Origin of the sequence: Methylobacterium currus (genome assembly GCF_003058325.1) — a bacterium.
Classification (GTDB): domain Bacteria; phylum Pseudomonadota; class Alphaproteobacteria; order Rhizobiales; family Beijerinckiaceae; genus Methylobacterium; species Methylobacterium currus.
The window spans coordinates 6543550-6553713 of the sequence record NZ_CP028843.1; the positions used below are offsets into that span (position 1 = coordinate 6543550).

The following is a 10164-nucleotide window of genomic DNA, read 5'->3' on the forward strand; positions in this document are numbered from 1 at the left end:
GGGAGGCCCCGATGACCCATACCGTCTCCCCCGCCTTGTCGCGCCGCTTCTTCCTCGCGGGCTCCGCCGCCGCGGCCGGTGGCCTGGCGCTCGGCTTCGACCTGCCCGGCGCCGCGGCCGCCTCCCAGGCGACGCCCCCCGAGATCAACGCCTGGGTGGTGGTGCGCACGGACGAGACCGTGGTGATCCGCATCGCCCGCTCGGAGATGGGCCAGGGCACGCTGACCGGGCTCGCCCAGCTCGTCGCCGAGGAGCTGGGCTGCGACTGGAACAGGGTCACCACCGAGTACCCGACCCCGGGCCAGAACCTCGCCCGCGGCCGCGCCTGGGGCGATTTCTCGACCGGCGGCAGCCGCGGCATCCGCGAATCCTACGTCGCGGTCCGCCAGGGCGGGGCCGCCGCCCGCACGATGCTGGTCGCGGCGGCAGCGCAGGAATGGAACGTGCCGCCCGGCGAGTGCCGGGTCGAGCGGGGCACGATCAGCCATCCGGGCTCCGGCCGCTCCACCACCTTCGGCAAGGTCGCTGCCGCCGCCGGCCGGATGGAGCCGCCGAAGGACGTCCCCCTCCGGGATCCGAAGGACTGGACCATCGCCGGCAAGCCGGTGAAGCGCCTCGACACCGTCGAGAAGACCGACGGCTCTCAGGTCTACGGCATCGACCTGACGCTGCCGGGGATGCTCAACGCCGCGATCCGCGACTGCCCGGTGGTCGGCGGCACCGTGAAGAGCGTCGATGCGCCGGCGGTGGAAAAGATGCCCGGCGTGCGCAAGGTGGTGCGGGTCGGCGACAGCGCCGTGGCCGTCGTCGCCGACACGTTCTGGCGCGCCAAGACCGCCGTCGAGGCCCTGCCGATCGTCTGGGACGAGGGCCCGAACGCTCGCGTGTCGAGCGAGACGATCGCCGCGATGCTGAAGGAGGGCCTGGACGCGCCGGAGGCCTTCGTCGGCAACAAGGCCGGGGACGCCTCGGCCGCGCTCAAGGGCGCCGCCAAGGTCGTCGAGGCGACCTATGCCTACCCGTTCCAGAACCACGCCACCATGGAGCCGATGAACGCCACGGCGCGCTGGACGCCGGATCGCTGCGAGGTCTGGACCCCGACCCAGAACGGCGAAGCGGCGCTCGCCGCCGCGGCGGAGGCCGCCGGGCTCTCGGCGCGCCAATGCGACGTCACCAAGATCCATCTCGGCGGCGGCTTCGGCCGGCGCGGCGCCACCCATGACTGGGTGCGCCAGGCGGTACTGATCGCGAAGGAACTCCCCGGGACCCCGGTCAAGCTGATCTGGACCCGCGAGGAGGACATGACCCATGGCCGCTACCACCCGGTGACCCAGTGCCGGATGCGGGCGGCGCTGGACCAGGACGGCAACCTCACCGGCCTGCACATGCGGATCTCCGGCCAGTCGATCCTCGCCGGCATCATCCCGGGACGGCTCGCGCCCGACGGCAAGGACCCGGTGACCTTCCAGGGCCTCAATCCCGGCGGGGCGGAGGCGGCGATCGGCTACACGATCCCGAACCTCCTCATCGACCACGCGATGCGCAACCCGCCGATCATCCCGGGCTTCTGGCGCGGGGTGAATACCAACCCCAATGCGATCTACCTCGAATGCTTCCTCGACGAGGTGGCGCATGCGGCAGGCCAGGATCCGCTCGCCTTCCGGCGCAAGCTGATGGCGAAGCACCCCAAGCACCTCGCCGTCCTGAACGCGGTGGCGGAGCGGATCGGCTGGGACACCAAGCCGCCGGCCGGCGTGCACCGGGGGCTCGCCCAGATCATGGGCTTCGGCAGCTACGTGGCAGCGGCGGCCGAGGTCTCGGTCGGCGACGACGGCAGGATCAAGGTCCACCGCATCGTCGCCGCCACCGATCCGGGCATCGCGGTCAATCCGCAGCAGATCGAGGCGCAGGTCGCCGGCTCCTTCGTCTACGGGCTGTCGGCGGCGCTCTACGGCGAGTGCACGGTGAAGGACGGGCGCATCGAGCAGACCAACTTCGATTCCTACCCGGTCCTGCGCCTCGACGAGATGCCGGCGGTGGAGGCGATCCTGATGCCCTCGGGTGGCTTCATCGGCGGCGTGGGCGAGCCGACGATCGCCGTGGCGGCGCCCGCCGTGCTCAACGCGGTCTTCGCCGCCACCGGCAAGCGAGTGCGCCAGATCCCGGCGAGCCGCACGGACCTGAAGCGCGCGTGAGGTTTTTTCCTCTGCTCCTGCTGCTCGCGGGCCAAGCGGCCGCCTTTCCGGCGGCGGCTTCGCCGCCAGGCGCCTCGTCCTGCTCGGGGTGCCACGGCCCCCCGGGCGGGGCGGTGCCGAGCCTCGCCGGCCACTCGGCCGAGGACATCGCGGCCTCGCTCGCCGCCTTCCGGACCGGCGCCCGCCCGGCGACGGTGATGAACCGCATCGCCAAGGGGTTTTCGGACCAGGAGAGCCGGGCGATCGCCGACTGGATCGCGGGAGGGGGCCAGTGACCGGGATCGGCCGCCGGACCGTGCTGGCGGGGCTCGCCGCCGCTGCCCTCCCCCGCCCCGCCCTCGCGCAGGGCGCAGGCGGACGCGTCGTCGTCATCGGCGGCGGCTTCGGCGGGAGTACCGCCGCGCGGGTGCTGCACCGGGCGGGCCTCGAGGTCACCCTGGTCGAGCCGGCGGAGACCTACTACGCCTGCCCGTTCAGCAACGAGGTGATCGCGGGCCTCAGGCCGATGTCGGCCCAGGCCTTCGGCTACGAGGGGCTGCGGGCAAGCGGCGTCACGATCGCGCAGACCAGAGCCGAGGCGGTCGACGGCGCGGCCCGGACGGTGCGGCTCGCCGATGGCCGGACCCTCGACTACGACCGGCTGATCCTGTCGCCCGGCATCGCGCTCCGCTTCGACGCCCTGCCGGGCTACGACGCGGCCGCGGCCGAGGTGATGCCGCATGCCTGGAAGGCCGGGGCGCAGACCGAGCTGCTCGCCCGCCAGCTCGCCGCGCTGCCGGAAGGCGGCACCGTGGTGCTGTCGGTGCCGGGCAATCCCTATCGCTGCCCGCCCGGCCCCTACGAGCGGGCGAGCCTGATCGCCCACTACCTCAAGACCAGGAAGCCCCGCTCCAAGCTGATCGTGCTCGACGCGAAGGACACGTTCTCGAAACAGAAGCTGTTCGAGCAGGCGTGGAAGGCGCTCTATCCCGGCACCCTGGAATACGTGCCGCTCGCCGCCGGAGGACAGGTCACCTCGGTCGATTCCGGTGCGATGAGCGTCGCCACCGACTTCGAGACCTACAAGGCCGACCTCGCCTGCATCATCCCGCCCCAGCGGGCGGCGCCCATCGCGAGCGCCGCCGGTGTCGCCGACCGCTCGGGCTGGTGCCCGATCGATCCCGTCACCTTCGAGTCGCGCCTGGTGCCGCGGATCCACGTGGTCGGCGACGCGGCCATCGCCGGGGCGATGCCGAAATCCGCCTTCTCGGCCAATGCGCAGGCCAAGGTCTGCGCCGACGCCGTGATCGACCTGCTCGCCGGCCGCGCGCCCGCGACCCCGAAGCTCATCAACACCTGCTACAGCCTGGTCGCGCCGGGCTACGGCATCTCGGTCGCCGGCGTGTACCACCCGGACAAGGGCGTGCTCGCCGATGTCGAGGGCGCCGGCGGCACCAGCCCGGTCGACGCGCCCGATCCGGTGCGCCGGCAGGAAGCCACTTACGCCGAGGACTGGTACCGCACGATCACCTCGGCGGTGTTCGGGTGAGGCGAGCGCTTCCCGTGCTCCTCGCCCTGACGCAGACGGCCTTTGCATCCGGGACCTTTGTGCCCGTGACCATCGTCGGCGACGCGATCCCGCTGCCGCTCGACGGCCGGACCGGCGAGGCGGGGCGCGGCCGGGCCATCGCCACCGACACCCGCAAGGGGCTGTGCCCGCTCTGCCATACCGGGCTTGGCGGCACCGCCCCGGCGGGCGATCTCGGGCCGGACCTGTCCGACATTGGGGCGCGGCTGTCCGAGGGACAAATGCGTCTGAGGCTCGTTGACGGACGGGCCTTGAACCCCGCGACCCTGATGCCCTCCTACTACCGGATCGACGGTACGCGGGTCGCGGGCGCCTGGCGCGGCCGGCCGGTGCTGGAGGCGGGCGAGATCGAGGATGTGATCGCCTATCTGGTCACCCTGAAGGGAGGGCAAGGAACGCCATGACGGCTCTCCACCGCCGCACGATCCTCGCCGGGGGCGCCGGCCTGCTCACGGTCGCGCTGGTGCGCCCCGGTCACGCGGCGCTCATCCGGCCGAGCCGGGAGGCCACCGTGGAGGCGATCCGCCGCTTCACTGGTGGCGCGCCGATCCAGGCAGGCCGGATCCACCTCGACATGCCGCCGCTGGTCGAGAACGGCAACACCGTGCCGCTCGCCATCACCGTCGAGAGCCCGATGAGCGAGACCGATCACGTCCGCCGCATCGCGGTGTTCAACGACAAGAACCCGCAGCCGCACGTGGTGACGCTGCATCTCGGTCCCCGCGCCGGTCGCGCCGCCATCAACACCCGGATCCGCCTGGCCGATTCCCAGACCATCACGGCCATCGCCGAGATGCGCGACGGCACCTTCTGGTCCGCCACCGCCGACGCGATCGTGACGCTGGCCGCCTGCGTGGAAGGATCGTGACGATGGCCCGCGCCCTCATCAACCTGCCGAAGACCGCCGAGGCCGGCGCGGTGATCGAGATCAAGACCCTGATCTCGCACCCGATGGAGACCGGGTACCGCCCCGGTCCGGACGGCCGCCTGATCCCGCGCAACATCATCACGGAGTTCGTCTGCACATACGACGGCGACGAGGTCTTCCGCGCCGAGCTGTCCCCGGCGAGCGCCGCCAACCCGTACCTCACCTTCACCACGGTCGCGACGAAGACCGGAACCTTCCGCTTCACCTGGACGGGGGATAACGGCTTCTCGCAGACGGAGGAGGTGGGGATCGCCGTGGCGGAGAAGGTCGCTCGCTGATCCCGATGACCGGTTCACGGTGAGGACCGGCTTCGGGCCGGCCGTCTCTCCGGATCACCGGCTGATCGGCCGCTTATGACGGCAGGAGAGGCGGCGGCCCCACCTCGCGGGTGAGCGGCACCCGCCCGAGCACGCCGCCGTAGAGCACGAGGTCGTCGGTGGCCCAGAGCAGCCACAGGGCGTCGAGCGTGAGGCGCAGGATCGGCCGGTCCCACCAGCGTTCGATCAGCGCGGCGAGACTCGCGGCCTCCGCCGGGTCGAGGTCGTCGGTGAGCGCGTGCAGGCCGACGACGTAGAGACCGGTCGGCGGCCGGCCCATAATCCGCTGGATCCCCGCCAGCCGGTCGGCGCCGTCGCGGCATTCGGGATACACCCGCAGGTAGAGCCGGCCGACATTGATCTTGCCCGAGAACAAGCCGCGCAGCTCGACCGTGACCGGGCCGAACGCCGCCAGGGCCGCCCGCTGCTCCGGCGTGAGCACCGGCTCCGCGTCTGGCCGGGTCGCGAGCGGGCCGCACAGGGTGGCGTGAAGCCGGTCCGCCCGGCGCGCGGCGACGTCCCAGGCGATCTTGTGCGCGAAGGTGGCTGCGCGGAGGTCCCGCTCCAGCTCGGCATGGGCCGGAGCGGCGGCGAGGCGCGCCTGCGGCACCGGCAGCACCAGCGAGACGACCCGGGGATGGCGCCCGCGGTCGTAGTCTCGGCCCTCCCGCGACGGGATCACGCCCGGATGACCGGGCGCCACCAGGGGCAGATGCGCGAGGCGATAGGCCTCGTCGAGGACGAGCCCCTCGCCCGGCGCGAAGCGGGTCCGGCTGCGGCGATAGGCCAGGGCGTCGTCAGGGCAGAAGACCGGCGCCGCGGGAGCGGCCACCGGCTCAATCGTCCTTCTTGCGGGCCGACTTCACCGTGGGCTTTTGGGCCGGCTTGGTCTCGGCCTTCGGTGCGGGCTTCGCCGCCGGCTTCGGCGCGCTCTTCCCGGCAGCCTTCTGGCCCTTCGGCTCGGCGATGACCGCCGTGGCCGGGCCGCTGGAGGCGAAGGCGGAGGCCGCGGTCGGCGCGGCGGCCTTCTGGCGGGCGAGCAGCTTCGGCTGCGGCACGGTGGCGCCGGTCGCCGCGATGCTGCGGCTCGGGGCAGGCTTGTGGGGAGCAGGCTTGGCCACCTTCACCCGCGCGGCGGGCTTGGACGCGGCGGGCTTGGCCGGCGCTGCCTCGTCGGTCGCCGCGATGGCGCTCTCGGCCGGGTCGCGGCCGGTCCAGACCAGCACCGGCTGCAACGGCGCCCGGGGCGGCAGGGCACGGTTGCGCAGGGCCGCGCTGTTCATGGTGGCGAAGGCGAGCGCCGAGGAGGGCGGCGCGCCCACGGCCATCAGCTGGGCGTTGGCGTTGTCGGCATTGCCCCCGGCGCCGGCGCCCGCGGTCACGGCGGAGGAATCCGAATCCGTCGGCATCGGCCGGCGCTTGTCGCAGATATAGGGCCGCATGTCCGGCGGGGTGGCGGCGCTCGAGACCGGCAGATCGTTGAGCGTCTGGCCGCCCCAGCCGAGGCTCGACTGGCCGAAGCCGTAATCGAACAGGTCGGCGGCCTTCAGGTCGCGCTCGCGGGCGCTCGCCTGCCCCATCACCACGGTGAGGATGCGCCGGCCGTTGCGGTTGGCGCTCGCCACCACGTTGAAGCCGCCCGAGCAGATGAAGCCGGTCTTCATCCCATCGACGCCGGCATAGCGGCCGAGCAGGCCGTTGTGGTTCGGCATCACGGCGCGGCCGAACTGGATCGCCGAGATCGAGAACAGGTCGCGGTTCTCGGGGAAGTCGCGCAGGAGGGCGCGGCCGAGGACCGCCATGTCCCGGGCCGAGGTCCATTGCCGCGGGTCGGGCAGGCCGTTGGGGTTGTACCAGTGGCTCTCGCGCATGCCGAGGCGCTGCGCGGTCTCGTTCATCTGGGCGGCGAAGCCGTCGATCGAGCCGCCGAGATTCTCGCCGATCGCCCAGGCGACGTCGTTGGCCGACTTCACCATGATGATCTTGAGGGCGTTGTCGAGGGTGAGCTGGGTGCCGGGCTTGAAGCCCATCTTCGAGGGCGGCTCGGCCGCGGCAGCCTCCGAGATGGTGAGGAGCTGGTCCATCGAGGCGCGGCCCTGGCGCACCATGTCGAGGGCGACGTAGGTCGTCATCAGCTTGGTGATCGAGGCCGGGTACCAGGGATCGGTGGCGCCCTGGCTGTAGATCACCTTGCCGGAATCGACGTCGACGACCAGCATCGGCGCGGTGACCGCCCCCGCCGTTCCGGCGGCCAAGGATCCGGCGGCCAGGAGGGCGCCGAGGCCGAGGAGGCGTCCGGCGAGGCGCGGCAGCAGCGCAGCTGTGAACATTCCGATGGGTCCCCGTCCTGCCGGTGCCGCCTCGCAGCGCCTCCCGTGACCGTCCGGCCGTGAGAAGAAGGCCGTCCGGTCACGCCGCCCCGGGCACCGCACGGCGGACCGACTGTAATTGTAGGGCAACGGCGAAGCTTTTGACAGCGCCGCGCGACATCCCCATCAACGCACCATCCGTGGCGGGAGCATGGCGGCGCTGCCATCCCGCGCCCGCTCACAGGCCCGTCCACAGGAGCGTCGGGAGACTTGAGGCAAGGAGACTTGAGGCAAGGAGGCTTGCAGCGCGGAGGAGGCTTGCAGCGCGGAGGAGGCTTGCGCCCGGTGCCCTTGCCGGCGCGATCCCCATCTGACACGGCAGGACGACCGCAACACACGACAGGGAGCACCGCGCGCGACGCCGAGGACCGGCGGCGCCCGACGACCGACATCATGAGCTACGCCGTCAAGGAGATCTTCCACACCCTCCAGGGCGAGGGCGCCCAGGCCGGGCGCGCCTCGGTGTTCTGCCGCTTTGCCGGCTGCAACCTGTGGAGCGGCCGCGAGGCCGACCGGGCGGGGGCCGTCTGCCGCTTCTGCGACACCGACTTCGTCGGCACCGACGGCGTGGGCGGCGGCCGCTTCGCCGATGCCGAGGCGCTGGCCGCGGCGATCGAGGCCTGCTGGGGCGGGGCCCGCGGGCGGCGCTACGTGGTGTTCACCGGCGGCGAGCCGCTGCTTCAGCTCGACGAGGCCCTGCTCGCGGCCGTGCATGCGAGGGGCTTCGAGGCGGCGGTGGAGACCAACGGCACGCAAGCGGCCCCGGCGGGGATCGACTGGGTCTGCGTCAGCCCGAAGGCGGGCGCGCCCTTGCGTCTCACGAGCGGCGACGAGCTGAAGCTCGTCTATCCGCAGGACGGCCTCGATCCGGACGCCCTCGCGGCGCTCGATTTCCGCCATCTCTGGCTCCAGCCGATGGACGGTCCCGACCGGGTCGCCCACACGCAAGCCGCGGTGGCCCATTGCCTGCGCGACGCCCGCTGGCGCCTGAGCCTGCAGACCCACAAGCTGATCGGGATTCCGTAAGGTCCCGCAAGGCGTGAGCCTCGCACGAGGCTGCGAGCCTCGCACGAGGCGTGAGCCTCGCACGAGGGTTCGCCCGCCGGGCCATCGGTGCTAAGGGGCTGCCCAACCCTGTCCCCAGAACCATGCACAGATGAAGATCACCCAGGCCTTCACGTTCGAGGCGGCCCACCGGCTGCCGAACGTGCCCCCGACCCATCGCTGCCACCGCATGCACGGCCATTCCTACCGGGTGGAGCTGACCCTCGACGGGCCGGTCGATCCGGCGACCGGCTGGGTGGTCGATTTCTTCGACGTCGAGGCCGCCTTCGGGCCGGTGCTCGCGCGCCTCGACCATTACTGCCTCAACGAGGTGCCGGGCCTCGAGAACCCCACCGCCGAGCACATCGCGGTCTGGATCTGGGAGAAGACCCGGCCGGCCCTTCCGCTCCTGTCGTCGGTCAAGGTGTTCGAGACGCCGATGTCATGGGCGGAATACACCGGCGCATGAGCGCCGAACGGGCCGAGTCTACCGGCGCCTGAGCGCCGGGCGGGCGGAATACACCGGCGCGTGAGCGCCGGATGGGCGCGATGGACCGCTGCATGAGCCCCACGGATTCGGAGCATTACCGGCGGCTCGCGGCGATCGTCCGGGCCGATCCGGATCTGATGCGGCTGCTCGCTGCCGCCCGCGGCCTCGCCCTGCCGCAATGGCGCCTCGTCGCGGGCTGCCTCTACCAGACGGTGTGGAACGTCCTGACCGGCCGGCCGCCCGGGCACGGCATCCGCGACTACGACCTGATCTACTTCGATGCCGCCGACTTGTCCTGGGAGGCCGAGGATGCGGTCCTGCGCCGCGCCGCCCCCGTCCTGGCCCCCTGCATCGGCCCGGTCGAGATCCGCAACCAGGCCCGGGTCCATCTCTGGTTCGAATCCCGCTTCGGCAGCCCCTACCCTCCCCTCCCGAGCGCCGACGCGGCGCTCTCCCGCTACGCGGCCGTCGTCCATGCGGTCGGTGTGCGGCTCGAGCCCGACGACAGCCTCACGATCGCGGCGCCGTTCGGCCTCGCCGACCTGTTCGGCCTGGTGCTGCGCCCCAACCTCGCCCTCGCCAACCGCGCGACCTACGCCGCCAAGGCCGAGCGGATGCGGGCGCTCTGGCCCGAGCTGACGCTGCTGCCCTGGCCTGGCGCAGCCGAGCCCCCTGTCAAGTGCGCGGAGGACACGGCGGCGGTTTCCACCGGCCTGTCCCCGGCGCCCTCCCCGCTCTCGACAAGCCCTTGAGCTTGCATGGGTCTTTCAGGGGCCGCGCGCATGTTTCAACGAAACGGTCACGATTCCAGGACCTTGCCGCCGGACAGGCTGTGGATCGGGCGTGGGCGACGGAGCGACGTAACGATCGGTTCACCCTGCCGTCGATCGTTCCTGTTGCGAAGCTTCCCCCGGAGGCCCTAGCTTTCCCCATGCCCGCCCTTCGCGCGGGTCTCGTCCCGCTCTCGATCGACGAAACCGGCCCCGGATCGCGGCGCATCGCACGCGGGAAAGCCGCGTCGTGCCGCCAACCTGCGGCGACGCCTCGCGGATTCGGGAAGCCGGGGTCTTTAAGAGAAACGAGACCAGTTGTTGATAGACCGGGATGAACCACGGGGAAAACGGCCAGGACGGAGTTGACTTCTCCAGGCCTTCGACCCGGCCGCCCGACCCCTCGTCCGGGGCCATGGCGGCAAGCGTATCTGCGTACGGGCCGGGGACGGGCAGCCGCCACCGGGCCGAGAAGGGACCAGTC

11 protein-coding genes are annotated in these 10164 nt (G+C 72.1%); 9 read left to right on the forward strand and 2 right to left on the reverse strand.

Annotation, left to right across the window (positions count from 1 at the left end; all coding sequences use genetic code 11):
- Positions 1-11 precede the first annotated feature (11 nt).
- From DA075_RS30070 to soxZ, 6 genes are all read left to right on the forward strand, one after another.
- On the forward strand, positions 12-2195 hold the full coding sequence (locus tag DA075_RS30070) for a xanthine dehydrogenase family protein molybdopterin-binding subunit (RefSeq protein ID WP_099956297.1): 2184 nt from the start codon (positions 12-14) through the stop codon (positions 2193-2195).
- Complete coding sequence (locus DA075_RS30075; RefSeq protein WP_099956298.1) at positions 2192-2470, forward strand: c-type cytochrome; 279 nt, start codon at positions 2192-2194, stop codon at positions 2468-2470. The genes DA075_RS30070 and DA075_RS30075 overlap by 4 nt, the downstream gene beginning before the upstream one ends.
- A complete protein-coding gene (locus tag DA075_RS30080) occupies positions 2467-3723 on the forward strand; it encodes an NAD(P)/FAD-dependent oxidoreductase (RefSeq protein WP_099956299.1) in 1257 nt (418 codons plus the stop codon). The genes DA075_RS30075 and DA075_RS30080 overlap by 4 nt, the downstream gene beginning before the upstream one ends.
- A gap of 65 nt (positions 3724-3788) precedes the next feature.
- Complete coding sequence (gene soxX, locus DA075_RS30085; RefSeq protein WP_232387092.1) at positions 3789-4166, forward strand: sulfur oxidation c-type cytochrome SoxX; 378 nt, start codon at positions 3789-3791, stop codon at positions 4164-4166.
- A complete protein-coding gene (locus DA075_RS30090; protein WP_099956301.1) occupies positions 4163-4630 on the forward strand; it encodes a SoxY-related AACIE arm protein in 468 nt (155 codons plus the stop codon). The genes soxX and DA075_RS30090 overlap by 4 nt, the downstream gene beginning before the upstream one ends.
- A gap of 2 nt (positions 4631-4632) precedes the next feature.
- Positions 4633-4968 carry a thiosulfate oxidation carrier complex protein SoxZ gene (gene soxZ, locus DA075_RS30095; protein WP_099956302.1) on the forward strand — a complete coding sequence of 112 codons (336 nt, stop codon included), beginning with the start codon at positions 4633-4635 and terminating at the stop codon, positions 4966-4968.
- A gap of 73 nt (positions 4969-5041) precedes the next feature.
- Here soxZ and DA075_RS30100 read toward each other — a convergent pair whose 3' ends face one another.
- Both DA075_RS30100 and DA075_RS30105 read right to left on the reverse strand, forming a co-directional pair.
- Positions 5042-5839: a hypothetical protein gene (locus DA075_RS30100; protein ID WP_244936447.1), complete on the reverse strand. Its 798-nt coding sequence runs from the start codon at positions 5837-5839 to the stop codon at positions 5042-5044.
- Positions 5840-5843: 4 nt separating this feature from the next.
- Positions 5844-7337, reverse strand: coding sequence for a D-alanyl-D-alanine carboxypeptidase family protein (locus DA075_RS30105; RefSeq protein WP_174800134.1), 1494 nt, complete (start codon positions 7335-7337; stop codon positions 5844-5846).
- 432 nt (positions 7338-7769) lie between these two features.
- Between DA075_RS30105 and queE the strand changes: the two genes are divergently transcribed.
- From queE to DA075_RS30120, 3 genes are all read left to right on the forward strand, one after another.
- Positions 7770-8402 (forward strand): 7-carboxy-7-deazaguanine synthase, encoded by a 633-nt coding sequence (gene queE / locus DA075_RS30110; protein ID WP_099956304.1) that lies wholly within the window; start codon positions 7770-7772, stop codon positions 8400-8402.
- Positions 8403-8532: 130 nt separating this feature from the next.
- The gene (gene queD / locus DA075_RS30115) at positions 8533-8889 is read left to right on the forward strand and encodes a 6-carboxytetrahydropterin synthase QueD (RefSeq protein ID WP_099956305.1); all 357 of its coding nucleotides are present in this window, start codon (positions 8533-8535) and stop codon (positions 8887-8889) included.
- Positions 8890-8981: 92 nt separating this feature from the next.
- Complete coding sequence (locus DA075_RS30120) at positions 8982-9662, forward strand: nucleotidyltransferase family protein (RefSeq protein WP_099956898.1); 681 nt, start codon at positions 8982-8984, stop codon at positions 9660-9662.
- Positions 9663-10164: the final 502 nt, after the last annotated feature.

Coding starts and splice junctions, on each gene's coding strand:
- DA075_RS30070 (WP_099956297.1), top strand. CDS start 12: ATGACCCATACCGTCTCCCCCGCCTTGTCGCGCCGCTTCTTCCTCGCG.
- DA075_RS30090 (WP_099956301.1), top strand. CDS start 4,163: ATGACGGCTCTCCACCGCCGCACGATCCTCGCCGGGGGCGCCGGCCTG.
- soxZ (WP_099956302.1), top strand. CDS start 4,633: ATGGCCCGCGCCCTCATCAACCTGCCGAAGACCGCCGAGGCCGGCGCG.
- DA075_RS30105 (WP_174800134.1), bottom strand. CDS start 7,337: ATGTTCACAGCTGCGCTGCTGCCGCGCCTCGCCGGACGCCTCCTCGGC.
- queE (WP_099956304.1), top strand. CDS start 7,770: ATGAGCTACGCCGTCAAGGAGATCTTCCACACCCTCCAGGGCGAGGGC.
- queD (WP_099956305.1), top strand. CDS start 8,533: ATGAAGATCACCCAGGCCTTCACGTTCGAGGCGGCCCACCGGCTGCCG.
- DA075_RS30120 (WP_099956898.1), top strand. CDS start 8,982: ATGAGCCCCACGGATTCGGAGCATTACCGGCGGCTCGCGGCGATCGTC.